Source organism: Nocardia rhamnosiphila NBRC 108938 (assembly GCF_000720425.1).
Lineage (GTDB): Bacteria > Actinomycetota > Actinomycetes > Mycobacteriales > Mycobacteriaceae > Nocardia > Nocardia rhamnosiphila.
This window is the reverse complement of the sequence record NZ_JOAJ01000009.1, coordinates 122,705-140,836: the sequence shown is the minus strand read 5'-3', so window position 1 is coordinate 140,836 and position 18,132 is coordinate 122,705. Positions and strand designations below refer to the sequence as shown.

The following is an 18,132-nucleotide window of genomic DNA, read 5'->3' as shown; positions in this document are numbered from 1 at the left end:
TCGTGGCAGCTCCGGGGCCGTTCGAACGGAGATCGCGCGTACGCCGCGCGGGCGCGTCGGGCGGGCTCAGACGAGGTCGTAGGTCTCGGATTCGGGGAACTGCTCGGTGTAGGCGACGAAATTCTCCACGAGGGCCTCGTAGGATTTGCGGACCGCCCTCTTGCCCAGGAATCCGGGCACGGGCAGCGGCGTGTACTGCTCGACGTGCAGCAGTACATCGCTACCGGTTTCACCGGCGGTGACCTCGAAGGATCCGCCGCCTCTGATACCGCGGGTGCTGTCGGAGACCTCCCACGACATCCGGTTCTCCGACCAGTCGAACTCCCACACCTGCATATCCGGGGTGTTGGAGACCGAGACCTGGATGAAGACCCGGCGCGGCCGGCCCGCTTCGTCGCGCCCCGCCACGCGCGCGTCCTCGAAATCGGGCGACCATTCGGACAGCATCTCGACCGCCATCAACGCGTCCATCACCTGGCCCGGGTCGGCCTCGACGGCAAATCTGATATCGGTCTTCGTACGCATGCTGTCCCTCGCACCCCCGGTTATTACGAATCGGCCACGATTCTTCCTCGGGGTTCGCGTGATCGTCAACACGCTCGTCAGCCGCGGCGGTGATTCCGCCGGCGGGTATACCGGCCGCAGAAGTTTGCGGGGCCGGTCCTGAACCGGGGTCCGCTGTCCTGTCGCGTGGGCAGGTCAGGGTGTTCGTTCGACCGTCGCGTCCGGGCCGGGAAAGACCAGGGACTCGTGTCCGTCGTCGAAACGCACCAGATACGGCGGTGTTCCGTCGCGGCCGTGAACCTCTACGATCTCTCCCTCGTGGTCGACCTCGCCGACGGTGTGCCCGTGCACGTGCAACCGGTCTCCGACGTTTGCCATCATGCAGCCCATTATTCGAGCCCTATGGTGCGCATCACAACCCCGATGGGATTGCTATCGGTCTATTGGTGGCGGCTCGTAATCAATTCGGGCGCCGGTTATCGAGTGTGTTCGTGTTCGTTCGTTCGATCGATGGCCGGTTCGATATACGCCGGAAGCGGCGTGCGCACGCCCACCCTTGACGCCACTCCATATGTAGTACTACGTTCTAACCACTTCATTTGGAGTACTACGAACAGGGCGGTATCTCATGCGAAAGCTCGTCTACTACGTGGCCGTCTCCCTCGACGGCTATATCGCCGGTCCCGATGGAGAGGCCGACTTCTATCCCCTCGGCGCCGATATGGCCGAGTGGATCAACGAGCGCTATCCCGAATCCGTCCCCGGGCATATCCGTGAACAGGCGGGTATCGCACCCGACGTGCCGAACCGGCACTGGGACACGCTGATCATGGGCCGCGGCACCTACGAACCCGCACTGTCGGCGGGCATCGCCAGCCCCTATCCCCACATGAAGCAGTACGTCGTCTCCACCACCTTGGGCGGCATCGCCGAGCCGGAGATCGAATTGGTGCGCACCGATCCGGTCGAACTGGTGCGGCGACTCAAGAAGGAGGAGGGCAAGGACATCTGGCTCTGCGGCGGCGGCACCCTCGCCGGTGCGCTGCTCGAGGAGATCGACCAGCTCATCTTCAAGAGCTACCCGGTGCTGGCCGGAGCCGGCGTCCCCGTCCTGGGCGGAGTTTTCCGGCCCACGCGGTTCGCTCCCGTGCGGCGGCAGGAGTTCGGCAACGGAGCGCAGGTGAGCTGGTTCGATCGGATATGAGAGCCATTCGGGCGCCCGCCGGGCCCGCCCGCGCGTGCGGCGGGCCCGCGAGCAGGTAAACGTGACGTCACACGGCTGTGTGTTATTCCACAGCCGGGCCGGATACTCCCGGAACAGCGTGGCCGGCATCGGTACGCTATTGCACTGATCGCCTGTTCGCTGACATTGGAGGACCCCTCGTGGCACTCGTTGTCCAGAAGTACGGAGGATCCTCGGTAGCCTCTGCCGACCGGATCCGTCGCGTCGCCGAACGGATCGTCGAGACGAAGAAGCAGGGCCACGACGTGGTCGTGGTGTGCTCAGCTATGGGCGATACCACCGATGAACTGCTCGACCTGGCCGAGCAGGTTTCGCCCGCGCCCCCGGCCCGGGAGATGGACATGCTGCTCACCTCCGGTGAACGCATTTCCAACGCCCTGGTGGCCATGGCCATTCACAGTCTCGGCGCCGAGGCGCGGTCGTTCACCGGCTCCCAGGCCGGTGTCATCACCACGTCGGTGCACGGTAAGGCCAAGATCATCGACGTGACGCCGGGCCGTCTGCGCGAAGCCCTGGACGAGGGCACCATCGTCCTGGTCGCGGGTTTCCAGGGCGTCAGCCAGGACAGCAAGGACGTCACTACGCTGGGTCGTGGTGGTTCCGACACCACCGCGGTCGCGCTGGCCGCCGCGCTGGAGGCCGACGTCTGTGAGATCTACACCGATGTGGACGGGGTCTTCACCGCCGATCCGCGCATCGTGAGTGATGCGCAGAAGCTCGAGCAGGTCTCCTACGAGGAAATGCTCGAGATGGCGGCCTGCGGGTCGAAGGTACTCATGCTGCGCTGCGTCGAATACGCGCGCCGCTACAACGTGCCCGTGCATGTGCGTTCGTCCTACACCGACAAGCGGGGCACCTATGTATACGGATCGATGGAGGACATTCCCTTGGAACAAGCAATCCTGACGGGCGTCGCGCACGACCGCAGCGAGGCCAAGGTGACCGTGGTCGGACTGCCGGACGAACCCGGATACGCCGCCAAGGTGTTCCGTTACGTGGCCGAAGCCGAGATCAACATCGATATGGTCCTGCAGAACATCTCCAAGGTGGAGACCGGCAAGACCGACATCACCTTCACCCTCCCCAAGGCCGACGGCGTCCGGGCGGTGGAGATGCTGAGCAAATACCAGAGCGATATCGGCTTCTCCCAGGTGCTCTACGACGACCACATCGGCAAGGTGTCGCTGGTCGGAGCCGGTATGAAAAGCCATCCCGGGGTCACCGCCACCTTCTGTGAGGCGCTGGCCGAGGCCGGTATCAATATCGACCTCATCTCCACCTCCGAGATCCGGATCTCGGTACTGGTCAAGGACACCGAACTCGACGACGCCGTGCAGGTGCTGCATCGCGCGTTCGATCTCGGCGGCGACGAGGTCGCCGTCGTTCACGCCGGAACGGGGCGCTGACTTGATCGGGTCAGGCGCGGAGGCGGTAGCGCAGCGTAACCACGTAGCGCTCCCGATCGAGTCGAGAGGATAGAGCGATGGGTGTGCGTGTAGGTGTGGTCGGCGCGACCGGTCAGGTCGGCGCCGTGATGCGCAAACTGCTCGAGGAACGCGATTTCCCTGCCGACGAGGTGCGGTTCTTCGCCTCGGCGCGATCGGCCGGTAAGAAGTTGCCGTGGCGCGGCGGGGAGATCGTGGTGGAGGACACCGAGACCGCCGACCCGTCGGGCCTGGATATCGCGCTGTTCTCCGCCGGCGCCACCATGTCGCGGGTGCAGGCGCCGCGGTTCGCCGCCGCGGGGGTGACCGTGATCGACAACTCCTCGGCCTGGCGCAAGGACCCCGAGGTCCCGCTGGTGGTCAGCGAGGTCAATCCGGAGCAGACCCGCAATCTGGTCAAGGGCATCATCGCCAACCCCAACTGCACCACCATGGCCGCGATGCCGGTGCTCAAACCGCTGCACGACGCGGCCGGGTTGCAGCGCCTCATCGTGTCCAGTTATCAGGCGGTATCGGGTAGCGGTCTGGCCGGTGTGGAGGAGCTCGCCTCGCAGACCCGCGCGGTCATCGACGACGCGGAGAAGCTGACCCACGACGGCAGCGCGGTGGATTTCCCGGCCCCGAACAAGTACGTCGCCCCGATCGCGTTCAATGTGCTGGCCCTGGCGGGTTCGCTGGTGGACGACGGTTCCGGGGAGACCGACGAGGACCAGAAACTGCGCAACGAGAGCCGCCGGATCCTGGGCCTGCCGGAGCTGCTGGTGAGCGGGACCTGTGTCAGGGTGCCGGTGTTCACCGGGCACTCGCTGTCGGTGAACGCCGAATTCGCCGATCCACTGTCGGTACAGCGCGCCAAGGAGATCTTGGCCAAGGCGCCCGGGGTGGAGTTGGTCGACGTCCCGACGCCGCTGGCCGCCGCCGGTAAGGACGAATCGCTGGTCGGCCGTATTCGCCAGGATCCGGGTGTCCCGGACGGGCGTGGGCTGGCGCTGTTCATCTCCGGCGACAACCTGCGCAAGGGCGCGGCGCTCAACACCATCCAGATCGCCGAGGTGCTGCTCGCAGATCGCTGACGGCGTGGTACGCCGCCCGGCTCAGTGGATTCCCGGGGTGCGCGGATCATTTCCGAGGCACACCAGGAGGACACAGCCGGGCGGCGCGTCGCTGAACGGCGCCGCCAGCGGTTCCCCGAGGCAGGCGAATACATCGCAACCCGGGTACGCGGACCCGCCGATGCCGAAGACCGCGAGCAGGATATCGGTATCGATATAGGAGTTCGGGTCGGTGCGCAGCGGCGGTTCGACGTACGGGCCGGGGTCGGGGACCGGGGGTTCGTAGAAGGCGGCCATGAGCCGCCGGAAGAATTCGTGCGGCAGTTCGTCGGTGTGCGCGATGACGCCGGCCGGGCCGTAGGCGCTCATGTTCCCGAACACCCCGGTCCACACCACCACCAGGTCCAGGCTCGGCATGACGAAGACATTCTGCAGGCCGACTCCGGACATCGCATAGGTGTCGGGCGGCAGGAACGACGCGTTCTCCGCACAGCCGGGACCGGTCCAGAACAGATATCCGTAGCAGGGGTTGGTGGTCGAAGGGGCGGTCGCGCGGGACAGATACGCGGCGGGCACGAGCTGGCGGCCGTTCCAGTTGCCGTTGCCCGCGATCAGCAGTCCGAGCTTGGCCAGATCGTTCGGTGGAATCAGCAGATGCGCGTACCCGTAGGTGTGACCGGATCGGTCCCGCGCCCAGTACCGGTCGCCGCGTTCGATGCCGAGCGGCCCGAACAGTTCCCGCTGCGCGAAGTCCTGCAGCGGTTCACCGACCGCGAGCTCCAGCACATATGACAGCAGGTCGACGGTGCGCTGGCTGTAGGTGAAGACGGTGCCCGGTTCGTGGTCCAGTGGGACGCCCAGGGCCTGTACCGCGCTGTTGGGGTCGAGCGGTACCGCTCCGGTGAGACCCTCGGTGACCACGCCGGTGCGCATCCCCGAGGTCTCGGTGAGCAGATTCTCGACCGTGATCGCCCGGTGCTGCGCGTCGCCGAGTTCCGGTGGCAGATACCGGCCGATGGGCGCCTCGATATCGATACGTCCCGCTCCGGCCGCGATCCCGGTGAGCAGCGAGACCACGCTCTTGGTCACGCTCCATACGTTCCACGGGGTATTACCGGTGCGTGCGTTGCCCGGGCCCTCGCCGACCAGGCAGTTATGCCGGAAGACCTGGATGTTGAGGCGATTGCGGGCCGCCGCGAAAGTCAGTGCGTCGGTCAGCCGGGCCGCGTCCAGCCCGACCTGTTCCGGCGTGGCGCGGGCCGGTTCCCGGCCGGAGGACACTTCGCACCGGGCGGGCGTGCCATCGGTTTCCGGTATCGCCTGTGCCTGTGCCTGCGCCGCGAAGAGCTGTCCCGCCATCAGTGTTACCGCTGTGACCCCCGCCAGGAGCCCACCGAAACGCACCATGCGGATCACCCTAATGGGCAGGCGGTCGCAGGGCCGGTTATCTCGGGGCCCGGACAGCACGACGCCCCTGCCCGATCGGAAGACCGGCTCAGGGGCGAGCTACCGGCACGATTCGCGCGGTGCCGGCGGGTTGTCGGCGCGGGGCCCGATCAGAGCAGACCGAACCAGTAGACCGCACAGGCCAGGGCCCATAACACCAACGTATCCATCCACACTCCCACTTGTTGTCGTAGCGGATAACTCCATGATGCCCGAGATGCACCGATCCCGGAGCAGGTCCCCCGGCTGTGCCCCGACCTTGTCTGCACTGTGACGAATCGTGGTTGCAGCGTTATAAGTTCACGTTAAGTGCCTGCCAAGCGCGGGGCCGCATTGTTGGTGTCGAGGCCGGGACAACCGGTAACGAGGACACCGCGAAGAGGAACCCGCAATGATCAGCAAGCTGACCGCCACGCCCGCTCCGGGCGGTGCCACCGCCGCGGTGGCACCGGCTGCCGAGCCCGCCGCGGCGACCGAAAGTGAGCCGGGCACCGCTCCGGCCGGCCGGGCCACAGTGGCGACGAGGTCGTCGGCGCCGGCCCATTCGACGACCGCGCCGCGGCGCGCGGTCGCCGTGGACGAGGCGGGCGGATCCGGTACCGCACCGCGACCGTCTGTGCCGCGCGAGCCGGTCTGTTCGGCGCCGACGGGCCGGCGATCGGTCGCGCGGGCGGCACCGAACCGGGCGAGATGGGCGCCGACCTGCAAGCGACCGGCTGCCTGATCCAGGTGGTCGCACCGAACTCGGCGTAGCCGGCTGCCGCGGTGGCCGGATGCGCCTCCGGTGGGGGTGGGGTACGGACCGGTGCCTGGGGAGGAACCGGAAAGTGCCCGGTGGGGATGGGGCGGATTCGGGGGGTCCGCCGGGAGGGGCGAGGTGGTTCCGGGCCTGGGGAGGAACCGGAACCCCTCGGAGGGTGGGGCCGCGGGAACCGGTGGGGAGCCGGGGAACGCGGGTGGGTGGGTCGGTCTGTCCCGCGGGGTGGCAGACCGGCCCATCGGCCGGCGGCAGCGTTCGTCCGGGCCGGTCTCGCGGGGTGACCGGCCCGGACGGCCATCGAGCGATAGTTCGGCTCTTCCGGATGCTCGGCAGCGGAATCGGAAACGGCGACGAGTGTGGTCGATCCGGTCCGCTGCCAGCGGAAGGTAACCGTTCGAGGAATCGGCGATGGTGGTTGCGTTTGGTTACCGCGGCAGAGTTCCCTGTTCCGCCGCGGGGAGGTCGGTGGAGTAATCGGGCAGCGTGTAGTCGTCGGTAGCGGACAGCATGCGGGTCATCAGTGGCTGCATGATCGTGGAGGTGGTGAGTCGGACCAGGGCCAGTGAAGCCCGGATACCCGCCCGGGTGCGCGGGGTCATGGCCTTCACCCCGCCGGGCGGGAGCTGCTGCGCGGATTCCACGAACGGGCGCAGGATCTCGCTGTACCGGGCCAGTGCGGCGGCCGGCCGGTCCGGTGTGCGTGCGATCTCGCCGACCAGTATGTAGGCGCCGACCAGAGCCATGGCCGTGCCCTGCCCGCTCAATGGTGACCCGCAGTACCCGGCATCCCCGACCAGCGCGATCCGCTCGGTCGTCCAGCGGGGCATGGTGATCCGCGCGAGTTCGTCGAAGTAGAAGTCCTCGGCCCGGTCCATGGCGGCGTCGACTTCGGAGACCAGCAGACCACCGACCGCGAGACCTTCGCGCAGCAACCGCTTCTGGGCCGCCGTATCGCGCCGCAGTGCGGGGTCGGCGGGGCGCCGGATGGTGATCATCGCCTTGGTGGTGGTGGGGTCGGCGTCCGGCCGGAACCCGAGGAAGGTGCCGCCGGGCAACAGTTGCACGGTCATCCAGTGTGGGCGGATCCCGGCCGGGGTCGGCATGGTGAAGTACGAGGTGTATCCGCCGAGATAGGTGCTGAACTGCTCTTCGGGGCCGAAGGCCAGCCGCCGGGTGGTGGAGTGCAGGCCATCGGCGCCGACCACCAGGTCGAATTCCTCAGTGGCTCCGGAAGCGAATTCCACCGAGACGCCGTGGGCGTGCTCGCGCAGTGCGTGGATCCATTCGCCGTACCGGTAGTCGATACCGGGCGTGCCGGGGCGCGCGGTCTCCTCGGCGAGGGCGTCCAGCAGGACCTGGTTCAGATCGCCGCGGGTGATCTCTATTTCGGCCACCGCTCCCTTGCCTTCGAACAGTTCGGCCGGCATCCGGGCTGCTTCGCGACCGGTGGAGTCCACGTACACCATGCCCCGCTCATCGAGCTGGTGCCGGCGGATACCCGGCATGAGACCCATCCGCTCCGCCACGACCCGGCTGGGCCCACGCAGGTCGACGGCCTGGCCACCCGGCCGTGGCGCGGCCGCGCGTTCGATCACCGTGGGCCGGATTCCGGCACGCAGCAGTTGCAGGGCGACCGCGTTACCGGCGATACCGCCGCCGGAGACGAGTACGCGGGGTGTGGCCGGGGTGGTCTGTGTGGTCATCGGTGTCCTCGCTCGGAAGTTGCTCGAATGTCTTAGACATATGTCTAACACAGATGTAGAACGAATGTCTAGAACAAATGTCTAATACGCGGTTAGAGTGGGGGCATGGGAAACAAGGAGGACCTACTTGCGGCCGCGCGTACCTGCATCTACGAACGCGGGTTCGCCGCCACCACGGCCCGCGATATCGCCACCACTGCGGGAGTCAGCCTGGCCGCCATCGGTTACCACTTCGGTTCGAAGGACCGTCTGCTCACCGAGGCGTTCACCGACGAGACCGGCCGGGTGATCGGTGACGATCTCGAAAGGCGGATCAGAGCGACCGCCGGCCGGTCGGCGGGCGCGGCGTTCCCGGAGGTCTGGGACGGTATCGCCGAGTTGTTCGACCGCAATCGGGATGTGCTGGTGGCGAGTATGGAAAACGTGGTCCGCATCTACCGGACCCCCAGCGAACAGCCGCGGATGGGGGAGATGTACGAGATCGCGGTATCCGGGATCGCGGATCTGGTCGCCGAGTCCTATCCCGGCCTCGACGGTTCCCGGGCACGTGCCGTCGCGGAGTTGTACTTCGTCATACTCAACGGCCTGGTGATGCAGTGGATGAGCAGTCCGGGGGCGGAAGTGCCCAGCGGAGCCCGGCTCGGAGCGGCGATAAGCGCCCTGACCTCGGACGAACGTCCGGGATAGAGCGTGGGAACACTGACTTCCCGGTCGGTTCCGGCAGGCGCCGCCACGCACGGGCGTCGATGACTTCGGCCTTCGTTCCGATACTGCCCGGGCGAGGCGAGGGGCAGCGAACGCGGAATCCTTCGGCGTTCACCGGCCGCGAGCACCCGATGCGGAATACCACCGCTGATTCCCACGTTGGCCCGGTTCGATAGCTATCGAACCGGAAGGTGGGACGAACTATGCGGGTCATCGGTTTCGACGAGCCCGGAGGGCCCGAGGTGTTACGCGCATTCGAACTTCCCGAACCTGCCGTCGGTCCCGGGCAGGTGCGGATCCGGGTGCGGGCCGCGGCCGTGAACCCCTCGGACACAGTGACCCGGAGCGGGCTGGTGCACGACCGGTACGCCGGCGTGACCCCGCCCTACATCCCCGGCTGGGATGCGGCGGGAACCGTGGACGAGGCCGACCCTGACACGGGATGGCGTACCGGCGACGAGGTCGTCGCGATCACGCTGCCGGTGCTCGACGGCGGCGGTGCGTACGCCGAGAAGATCGTCGTACCGGCGGAATCGGTGGCCGCGCTCCCGGCGGGCCGGGATTTTGCGTCCGCCGCCACCCTGCCGATGAACGGGCTGACGGCCTGGCAGGCCCTCGACCGCCTGGCCCTGGAGCCGGGGGCATCTCTGGTGGTGACCGGCGCGGCCGGTGCCGTCGGCGGCTACGCGGTCGAGTTGGCGAAGCACGCGGGGCTCCAGGTGATCGCCGATGCTGCCCCCGCCGACCGCGATCTCGTCCGGGCCCTCGGCGCGGATATCGTCGTCGACCGCGGTGCGGAGACGGTCGCGCAGATCCGGGCCCATTTCCCCGATGGGGTGGACGGCGTGGTCGACGGCGCCCTCCTGCGTGACCACATCACCCCGGTGGTCCGCTCCGGCGGGGCCTACGCCGCCTTGCGGCCCGAGCGGCTGAACGGCGGAGTCGCGCCCCGCCCCGGCCTGACCGTGCACGAGATCATGGTCGGCACCGATATCCGGCAGAAGGACCGGCTCGATCGCCTTTCCGAGCTGGTCGCCTCGGGCGTGTTGACCCTACGGGTGGCGGATCTGTTGCCGGCCGAGCAGGCGAGCGAAGCCCATCGCAGACTCGAAGGAGGCGGGGTGCGCGGACGGATCGTCCTGGAGTTCTGAACTCGGATACCCGGCCCGGCCGGATCGATTGCTACGAACCCGTTGGCGTGTAGCTCGGCCCGGAATACGAAAAAGGCCCCTGACCAATGGTCAGGGGCCTAGTCGTGTCTCGACCAACACGAGTCGGGGTGGCGGGATTTGAACCCACGACCTCTTCGTCCCGAACGAAGCGCGCTACCAAGCTGCGCCACACCCCGTGAAGCGGACCTGCGATAGCTTACATCAGGTCCGGTCCGGAAATGAAACCGACTGTTCAGGGCCTCTTTTCCGGTAGTCGCGCGGACTACCGGGCGACTGCCTGCGATGCCGACACCCCGTGGCCGGAATCGGCGGCGGGCTGTTTGGGCGGGACGGCGACGAGGGTGAGCAATGTGGCCTCGGGCCGGCAGCAGAAGCGGTACGGCGCCCAAGGGGAGGTACCGATTCCCGCGGAGACGTGCAGCCGGGTGTGCGCACCCCATTTGGACGGACCCTTGACCCGCGACCGGTCGATCTCGCAATTGGTGACCAGGGCGCCGTACCCGGGCAGGCAGAGCTGGCCGCCATGGGTGTGCCCGGCCAGGATCAGGTCGTAGCCGTCATCGGCGAAGCGGTCCAGGACCCGGGGCTCCGGGGAGTGCGTCAGGCCGATGCGGAGATCGGCGAGCGGGTTCGGGGCGCCGGCGATGGTGTCGTAGCGATCGCGCTGCAGATGCGGATCGTCGACACCCGCGCTGGCGATGCGGATCCCGCCGACCTCGATATCGCGGCGGGTGTGTGTCAGGTCCAGCCAGCCGCGCTCGGTGAACGCCGCGCGCAGATCCTTCCAGGGCAGCGGGGCGCCGTGCACACGTTTGTGGTTCTTGTCGAAATACTTCAGCGGGTTCTTGGGGACCGGCGCGAAGTAGTCGTTGCTGCCGAACACGAACAGGCCCGGTCGGGACAGGAGTCCACCCAGCGACTGGACCACCGCGGGCACGGCCTTCTGATGCGACAGGTTGTCGCCGGTGTTGATCACCAGGTCGGGCTCGAGCCGGTCGAGCTCGCGCAACCACTGCTGTTTGAGCTTCTGCCCGGGCGTCATGTGCAGATCGCTGATGTGCAATACCCGCAGCGGCGCCGAGCCCGGCCGCAGCACCGGCATCGTGGCTTCGCGCAGAACAAAGGCATTGCGTTCGATCAATGAGGCATAGCCGACTCCGGCCGCCGCGGCTCCGGCGGCGCCGAATACGGTTCGGCGAAGGACCGACGTCGAGATCACGGGCATTTGCCCAGCATAGGTGACCAGGTGGCTGGGCGCGCAGCGTGTTGAGCCACAGTTTCGGCCATATGGCGGGCAGGTGACACACCGCCGCGGCCGAGGACACGCCTGTGGCCTCGGGAAACGACCGATCTGCGCGGGAGCGAACACGCCCGGCCCAGCGGGTTATCCGGTGGGCGTGGCGGGGTGCAGCGGCTACCGTTCTGCCCATGTCGGAACTGAAATCGAGGCTGCGCGCCGATATGACCGCTGCCATGAAGGCGAAGGATTCGCTGCGGCTGAACACCCTGCGGATGCTGCTGGCCGCCATCCAGACGAGCGAGGTCGCGGGGAAGGAAGCCCGCGAACTATCCGACGCCGAGGTGGTGGCGGTGCTCACCAAGGAGTCGAAGAAACGCAACGAATCGGCCGAGATCTACACCCAGGCGGGCCGTGGTGAGCTGGCGGCCAACGAACACGCCGAGGCCCGGATCATCGACGAGTATCTGCCCACCCAGTTGACCGACGCCGAGGTCGCCGACCTGGCCGATACCGCGATCGCCCAGGTGGCCGAGGAACTCGGCGAACGGCCCGGGATGCGGCAGATGGGCCAGGTCATGAAGGTGGCCTCCGGGCTGGCCGCCGGCAAGGCCGACGGCTCCCGGATCTCGGCGGCGGTGAAGGCGCGGCTGTAGGCCGCGCCCGCACCGCCGGGGTCAGCGGGGGATGGGCACCGGAATGGGGATCGGCGGCAGGAACGGCGGCAGCGGCAACCCGGGGGCGTTCGGGGTGGTCGCGGCCGGCCGGCCCGGCGGCGGTGGTTCGCGGACGGTGCCGTCACTGAGGTAGATCGTCACCTGCGAGCCGGGGATCGCCGACCCGTTCGGCGTCGATCCGGTGACCGTGCCCTTGGGCGCCGAACCCGGTGAGGTCACCGAGGTGACCTTGAAACCGGCCCCGGTCAGGGCCCCGGTCGCTTCGCCCGCGGTCATCCCGACCACATCGGGCACCTGTGCGTTCTCCGCGCCGCGGACGTATTTCTCGTCGACCGGCGGCAGGGCCGGCGGCGGGAAGTTGCCCACCACCGGCTTGACGGCGCCGAACCAGGTCCGGGCGGGCTCGTTACCGCCGAACAGGCCGTTGGCGTCGCTGGCCGGACAGTTGCGCAGCGGGAAGGAACAGATCTCGCCGGGGGTCGGGCTGTCGCCGTAGACGTAGACCGAGCCCGCGAGCGAGTTGGTGAAGCCCAGGAAGGCCGAGGACCGGTGGCTTTCGGTGGTACCGGTCTTGGCCGAGACAGGCAGGTTCCAGCCGGTGTTCCCGGCGGCCGCCGAGGCGGTACCGCCGCCGGCGGAGTCCTTGCCCATGGCATTGGCGAGGGTATTCGCCAGACCCGGTTCGACCACCTGTTCACAGGCCTGTTCGGTGAGCGGAACCGGCTTGCCATAGCGGTCGATCACTTCCGCGATGGGCGAGGGCGGGCACCAGGTTCCGCCGGAAGCGATGGTCGCGGCGACATTGGACAGTTCCAGAGGATTGACCGCGAGTGGGCCGAGGGTGAACGAGCCGAGATTCTGGCCCTTGATCATGTCGGCGAGGCTCTGGTTGTCGTCGTGGCCGGAGGTTCCGGGATCGGTGTAGGAGCGCAGGCCCAGCCGGACGGCCATATCCACGGTCGGGGTCACGCCGACGGCCTGGATGAGTTTCACGAAGGCCGTGTTCGGCGAGGTGGCCAGCGCCTCGGTCACCGACATCGGTGACCGGTAGTTGCCCGCGTTCTCGACGCAGTAGGTCTCGGGTGGGCACCCGGGGGCACCGCCGTTACCCATGCCGCGGGCATCGAACCGGGACGGCACATCGAGCTGGGCGTTGGTGCCCATGCCTTTCTCCATCGCCGCGGCGGTGGTGAAGAGCTTGAACACCGAACCCGCGCCGTCGCCGACCATCGTGTAGGGCTGGCCGAGCAGGGTTTCGTGCGCGTCCCGGTTCAGGCCGTACGTGCGACTGCTCGCCATCGCGAGCAGCGGGTGTTTGTCCTTGCCGGGCCCGATCAGCGACATGAGCGAGGCGATGTTCTCCAGATGGGGGTCGGCGTTCGCGTTGACCGAACGCTTCACCGAATCCTGGACGGCGGGGTCCAGGGTGGTGCGGATCAGGTAGCCGCCCTTTTCGATCTGTTCCTTGCTGAGCCCGGCCTCGGCCAGGTACTGCAGGGCGTAGTCGCAGAAGAATCCGCGGTCGCCCGCGGCGATACAACCCCGGGGCAGGCCCTTCGGTTCGGGCAGCACACCCAGCGGCTGCGATTTCGCCGCGTGGAACTCCGCGGCGCGGCTGGGGATGTTCTGCATCAGGGTGTCCAGCACGGTATTACGGCGCGCGGTGACCCCCTCGGGATTGGTGTAGGGGTTCAGCTTGGAGCTGGACTGCACCATTCCGGCCAGCATCGCCGACTGGGCGATGTTCAGGTCCTTGGCATCGATGCCGAAGTAGGTCTGGGCGGCGTCCTGGATGCCGTAGGAGGAATTACCGAACGGGACGAGGTTCAGGTAGCGGGTGAGGACTTCGTCCTTGGTGAGCTCCTTGTCCAGGGTCAGCGCCATGCGGATCTCGCGGATCTTGCGGGCGGGTGTGGTCTCGATGGCGGCCCGGCGTTCGGCATCGGTCTTGGCGACCACGAGCAGGTTGAAGTTCTTGACGTACTGCTGGTCGATGGTCGAGGCGCCCTGCTGGACCTCTCCGCTGCTGGTGTTGGTCAGGAAGGCGCGGATGGTGCCCTGCCAGTCGACGCCGTGGTGGTCGGCGAAGCGCTTGTCCTCGATGGAGACGATGGCCAGCTTCATATCGTTGGAGATCTGGTCGCTGGGCACTTCGAACCGGCGCTGCTCGTAGAGCCAGGCGATGGGATTGCCGGCCGCGTCCACCATGGTGGACACGGCGGGGACGGTTCCCTCGACCAGTTCCGCGGACACGTTGTCGACGGCGTCGGCGGCGCGATTCGAGACGAATCCGAAACCTCCGGCGACCGGGAACAACAATCCCGCTACGAGCACGGAGGCGAGTACACAGCTGCCCGCCAGCTTGAGGAGCGCACGTGTGATCGGCACAGCACCAGCGTAGAGGGTCACCGTTCGGGGTTCGTGAAGTGTGGACGCCGGGTGTTGTGTTCGCTGATCAGTGTATTGAGCGGGGAGTATCGCGCAGGGCGCTTGACGTGCGTTTACGGGGCGGAAGGCAGGTGTCGCCCGCCGGGCCGCAGGCACGGACGTACCAAAAAGTCATCACTCGGTCTTGCGCAATGGGCATACCTTTACCTAGATTGAGAGCTCAGTGTGATAGAGCTAACACTCAATGTGGAATGTGGTGCACTTCGCAGCGGGGTTCGGGTTGCTGCGTAGTGGACGCGATTCCGGAGCGCCGTGACCCGGTGTTCGGACTGGCAAAGGGGCACACCAAATGCACATGACAACCCCCGTCGCTCGATTGGACGTAGAGCAGGCCGAAGCAAGGATCGCCTGGGTGGCCCAGGCCCGATGCAAGGAAGTGGATCCCGACCAACTGTTCGTACGCGGCGCGGCCCAGCGCAAGGCGGCGACGATCTGCCGGCACTGCCCGGTCCTGATGGAGTGCGGGGCGGACGCTCTGGACAACAGGGTCGAGTTCGGGGTGTGGGGTGGTATGACCGAGCGGCAGCGGCGGGCGCTGCTCAAACAGCATCCCGAGGTGACCTCGTGGTCGGATTTCTTCCACGCGCAGCGTCAGCACCAGGTGGCTATGTAAACCCAAATCCCTATTGGACGACCGACCGCCGGGCACTTGAGATTTCGAGTGCCCGGCGGTTTGCCCGGTCGGGACGCGCTGAGCCGGCCCGGACGGCTCAGTGGTCCTCGGGAGTCCGCGTACCGGCCAATTGCGCCCCGACCGCTCGTAGGGCGTCGAGGTCGGTCACATCGAACGGCAGCGCCGTCACCGAGACGATCGGCACCCGCGGATGCGCGCCCGTGAACCGGTGCAGCAGGTGCTGTTCGCGCCGTGCGGTCGCGACCCGCTGAGCGTGGACGCGCAGCACTCCCGCCGATAGCGGATCCGAATCATCGAGCCCGTCGGCGGCCGTGAGAGCGTGATCCGAGGGCAGCGAGCACAGCACCGGATGGGTCCGGTTGAGTACCAGCCCGGCCAGCGGCATCTGTTCGGTGGACAGCCGGTCCACGAAGAACGACGCCTCGCGCAGCGCATCGGGTTCCGGTGCGGCGACCACCAGGAAATGAGTACCGGGCCTGGCCAGCATGGCGAATGTGCGGTTGGCCCGCTCCTGGAAGCCGCCGAACAGCGATTCCAGTGATTGCAGGAAGTTCGAGGCGTCCTTGAGCATCTGGCCGCCCACGATGGTCGACACCCCGCGTACGGCCAGGGCCATGGCGCCCGTGACGAACCGCCCGACGCCCCGGCCGGGAGCCATGATGACCCGGATCATTCGGCCCTCCAAGAAGGTGCCGAGCCGTTTGGGGGCATCGAGAAAGTCCAGGGCGTTACGTGAGGGCGGGGTATCCACGACGATCAGATCCCATTCGCGGTGCCCGGCGAGCTGGCCCAGCTTCTCCATTGCCATGTATTCCTGGGTGCCGCCGAACGAGGAGGCCACCGCTTGGTAGAAGGGGTTGGCGAAGATCTGCTCGGCCTTGTCGGCGGAGGTGTGCTCGAGCACCATCTCGTCGAATGTGCGTCGCATGTTCAGCATCATGGCGTGCAACTCGCCCTTCGCCTCCGGCCCCAGTTCGACCCGCTGCGGACGGTTGTCCAGGTCCGCGACGCCCAGCGACTGGGCCAGTCGGCGAGCCGGGTCGATGGTGAGGACGACGACCTTGCGTCCCTGCTCGGCCGCGCGCAACGCGATCGCCGCCGCCGTGGTGGTCTTCCCGACGCCGCCCGAACCGCAGCACACCACGACGCGAGCCGTCGGGTCGCCGAGGATGGTCGAGATGTCGAGGGGGGCCGGGCCTGCCGGTCGGGTGCTCATCGGACTCCCTGCTCGCTCAGATGGGCGGCCAGTTCGTAGAGACCGCCCAGGTCCATACCGTTGGGGAGGGCGGGCAGCAGCAGCCGGGCGACCTCCAGATCCAGCAGTTCGGCGGCGCTGGTGTCCTGGGCGCCGAGGGTGGCGGAATGCTCCACTGTCTCGGTGAGCAGGCCCGCGAAGTCGGCCGCGGATAGGGTGATCCCGGCGGATTCCAATCCGGCGCGCACGGCGTCGGTATCGAGTTCACCGGCTGCTGCGGCGGCCCGCGTCTGTGCGTTGAGCGGGCTGTGCGCGGCGCGGTTGACGATCACGCTGCCGATACGCAGGTCGTTTCCGCGCAGCTCGGCGATGGCATCCAGGGTCTCCTGGACCGGCAGTGCCTCGAGCAGCGTCACCAGATGGATCACCGTCTGGTCCGAATGCAGCAGTTTGGATACCCCGTCGGCCTGGGCGGCGATCGGGCCGCCCTTGGCGAGTTCGGCCATGGCCTGGGTGACGTCGAGGAAACTGGCGATCCGGCCGGTCGGCGGTGCGTCGACGACCACCTCGTCGTAGACGGGACGCCCGGTTTTATCGGACCGGACCACGCATTCCTTGATCTTGCCGGTCAGGATGACATCGCGCAGGCCCGGCGCGATGGTGGTGACGAAATCTATGGCGCCCATCCGGCGCATCGCGCGGCCGGCGAAGCCGAGGTTGTAGAACATATCGAGGTATTCCAGGAACGCGTGCTCGATATCGAGTGCCAGGGCCACCACTTCGCCGCCGCCGTCGGCGGTCGCGATCTTCGTTTCGGTGGGCGGCAACGGCGGCAGATCGAACAGCTGGGCAATCGACTGGCGGTTCTCCACCTCGACCAGCAGCACCCGCCGCCCCCCGGCGGCCAACGCCAGTGCCAGGGACGCGGACACCGTCGACTTACCGGTGCCGCCCTTACCGGATACGTAGTGCAGGCGGGCGTTCGTCGCGCTGTCGGGCCACCCCGTCTTCAGGCCCGGTTCGGCCGATTCCGACATCGTCGTTGGTTCTGCCACGGTCGCGAGCCTATAACTCGCACCGGACGGACGCCCGCATACTGGGGTTTGTGCGGATGTGGTGTACCAGACACCGGGACCGCCCCTCTATCACCGGACCCGCGGTTGCGCCGTGGGCCTCGCGGACGGCACCCAGTAGGCTCCGTGCGCATGAGCGATGTGACCCAGTGGGAATACGCGACCGTACCGCTGCTGACGCATGCGACCAAACAGATCCTGGATCAGTGGGGCGCCGACGGCTGGGAGCTGGTGACCGTGCTGCCCGGGCCGACCGGTGAGCAGCACGTGGCCTACCTCAAACGGCCGAAGCAGTAAGTGCCATGGCGGAATCCGAAGCGAATCGGCCCGTGACCGAATGGCGGGCCAACCTCGACCGGCTCGGTCTGACGGTGCCTCCCGTGGTGGCTCCGGTGGCCGCGTACGTGCCCGCGATACGCACCGGCAACCACGTCTACACCTCCGGGCAGCTGCCGTTCGTGGCGGGAGAGCTGTCGGCGATCGGGAAGGTCGGGGCCGAGGTCTCGCTCGACGAGGCGGTGACCGCGGCCCGCTGGTGCGCGGTGAACGCGCTGGCTGCCGTGCACGACCTGGTCGGCCTCGACGAGGTCGTGCGGATCGTGAAGGTGGTCGGGTTCGTCGCCTCGGCACCGGGATTCACCGATCAGCCGCTGGTGATCAACGGCGCCTCGGAGTTCCTCGGTGAGGTGTTCGGGCCCGCGGGCGCGCACGCGCGCTCGGCGGTCGGGGTCTTCGAACTGCCGAAGAACACCCCGGTGGAGGTCGAACTCGTCGCCGAGGTGCGCTGAGCAGGACGGGCGCTCCTGGTTCGGCAGACCCGCCGCGTTGCCCATAGATT

At 67.6% G+C, this 18,132-nt stretch carries 17 protein-coding genes and 1 tRNA gene; 9 read left to right on the top strand and 9 right to left on the bottom strand.

The window, feature by feature from the left end; genetic code table 11:
• Positions 1–66 precede the first annotated feature (66 nt).
• Positions 67–525 carry an SRPBCC family protein gene (locus IG75_RS0127440; protein WP_030524230.1) on the bottom strand — a complete coding sequence of 153 codons (459 nt, stop codon included), beginning with the start codon at positions 523–525 and terminating at the stop codon, positions 67–69.
• 174 nt (positions 526–699) lie between these two features.
• Positions 700–885 (bottom strand): DUF1918 domain-containing protein, encoded by a 186-nt coding sequence (locus IG75_RS0127435; RefSeq protein ID WP_030524229.1) that lies wholly within the window; start codon positions 883–885, stop codon positions 700–702.
• 247 nt (positions 886–1,132) lie between these two features.
• Between IG75_RS0127435 and IG75_RS0127430 the strand changes: the two genes are divergently transcribed.
• From IG75_RS0127430 to IG75_RS0127420, 3 genes are all read left to right on the top strand, one after another.
• Positions 1,133–1,708, top strand: a complete 576-nt coding sequence (locus IG75_RS0127430; RefSeq protein ID WP_030524228.1) for a dihydrofolate reductase family protein — start codon at positions 1,133–1,135, stop codon at positions 1,706–1,708.
• A gap of 179 nt (positions 1,709–1,887) precedes the next feature.
• Positions 1,888–3,153: an aspartate kinase gene (locus tag IG75_RS0127425; protein ID WP_030524227.1), complete on the top strand. Its 1,266-nt coding sequence runs from the start codon at positions 1,888–1,890 to the stop codon at positions 3,151–3,153.
• 77 nt (positions 3,154–3,230) lie between these two features.
• Entirely contained in the window at positions 3,231–4,265 is a 1,035-nt protein-coding gene (locus IG75_RS0127420; RefSeq protein WP_030524226.1) for an aspartate-semialdehyde dehydrogenase, read from the top strand.
• 21 nt (positions 4,266–4,286) lie between these two features.
• Here IG75_RS0127420 and IG75_RS0127415 read toward each other — a convergent pair whose 3' ends face one another.
• Both IG75_RS0127415 and IG75_RS0127405 read right to left on the bottom strand, forming a co-directional pair.
• The gene (locus IG75_RS0127415) at positions 4,287–5,651 is read right to left on the bottom strand and encodes a serine hydrolase domain-containing protein (RefSeq protein WP_030524225.1); all 1,365 of its coding nucleotides are present in this window, start codon (positions 5,649–5,651) and stop codon (positions 4,287–4,289) included.
• A 1,224-nt stretch (positions 5,652–6,875) separates the two neighbouring features.
• A complete protein-coding gene (locus IG75_RS0127405) occupies positions 6,876–8,153 on the bottom strand; it encodes an FAD-dependent monooxygenase (protein WP_036515339.1) in 1,278 nt (425 codons plus the stop codon).
• A gap of 105 nt (positions 8,154–8,258) precedes the next feature.
• Between IG75_RS0127405 and IG75_RS0127400 the strand changes: the two genes are divergently transcribed.
• A complete protein-coding gene (locus IG75_RS0127400; RefSeq protein ID WP_030524222.1) occupies positions 8,259–8,840 on the top strand; it encodes a TetR/AcrR family transcriptional regulator in 582 nt (193 codons plus the stop codon).
• A gap of 221 nt (positions 8,841–9,061) precedes the next feature.
• The gene (locus IG75_RS0127395; RefSeq protein WP_030524221.1) at positions 9,062–10,009 is read left to right on the top strand and encodes an NADP-dependent oxidoreductase; all 948 of its coding nucleotides are present in this window, start codon (positions 9,062–9,064) and stop codon (positions 10,007–10,009) included.
• A gap of 123 nt (positions 10,010–10,132) precedes the next feature.
• On the opposite strand, the gene IG75_RS0127390 is transcribed toward IG75_RS0127395, so the two are convergent.
• Together IG75_RS0127390 and IG75_RS0127385 are read right to left on the bottom strand one after the other, a co-directional pair.
• Positions 10,133–10,206: transfer RNA gene (locus tag IG75_RS0127390), tRNA-Pro, on the bottom strand.
• Between the two features lie 86 nt (positions 10,207–10,292).
• Positions 10,293–11,255, bottom strand: coding sequence for a metallophosphoesterase (locus IG75_RS0127385; RefSeq protein ID WP_030524220.1), 963 nt, complete (start codon positions 11,253–11,255; stop codon positions 10,293–10,295).
• Positions 11,256–11,458: 203 nt separating this feature from the next.
• On the opposite strand from IG75_RS0127385, the gene IG75_RS0127380 reads away from it, so the two are divergent.
• On the top strand, positions 11,459–11,923 hold the full coding sequence (locus IG75_RS0127380; RefSeq protein WP_030524219.1) for a GatB/YqeY domain-containing protein: 465 nt from the start codon (positions 11,459–11,461) through the stop codon (positions 11,921–11,923).
• 21 nt (positions 11,924–11,944) lie between these two features.
• Here the strand turns inward: IG75_RS0127380 and IG75_RS0127375 are convergent, their stop codons facing one another.
• Positions 11,945–14,332, bottom strand: a complete 2,388-nt coding sequence (locus tag IG75_RS0127375) for a penicillin-binding protein (protein ID WP_030524218.1) — start codon at positions 14,330–14,332, stop codon at positions 11,945–11,947.
• A 349-nt stretch (positions 14,333–14,681) separates the two neighbouring features.
• On the opposite strand from IG75_RS0127375, the gene IG75_RS0127370 reads away from it, so the two are divergent.
• Positions 14,682–15,005, top strand: coding sequence for a WhiB family transcriptional regulator (locus tag IG75_RS0127370; protein WP_030524217.1), 324 nt, complete (start codon positions 14,682–14,684; stop codon positions 15,003–15,005).
• A 97-nt stretch (positions 15,006–15,102) separates the two neighbouring features.
• On the opposite strand, the gene bagB is transcribed toward IG75_RS0127370, so the two are convergent.
• On the bottom strand, positions 15,103–16,242 hold the full coding sequence (gene bagB, locus IG75_RS0127365) for an ATPase BagB (protein ID WP_030524216.1): 1,140 nt from the start codon (positions 16,240–16,242) through the stop codon (positions 15,103–15,105).
• Complete coding sequence (gene bagA, locus IG75_RS0127360) at positions 16,239–17,258, bottom strand: ATPase BagA (protein WP_030524215.1); 1,020 nt, start codon at positions 17,256–17,258, stop codon at positions 16,239–16,241. The genes bagB and bagA overlap by 4 nt, the downstream gene beginning before the upstream one ends.
• 168 nt (positions 17,259–17,426) lie before the next feature.
• Here bagA and sp36 point away from each other — a divergent pair, with 168 nt between their 5' ends.
• Positions 17,427–17,591: a Sp36 family protein gene (sp36, locus tag IG75_RS39340; RefSeq protein WP_085995322.1), complete on the top strand. Its 165-nt coding sequence runs from the start codon at positions 17,427–17,429 to the stop codon at positions 17,589–17,591.
• A 5-nt stretch (positions 17,592–17,596) separates the two neighbouring features.
• A complete protein-coding gene (locus tag IG75_RS0127350) occupies positions 17,597–18,082 on the top strand; it encodes a RidA family protein (RefSeq protein ID WP_030524214.1) in 486 nt (161 codons plus the stop codon).
• The last annotated feature ends 50 nt before the right edge of the window (positions 18,083–18,132 follow it).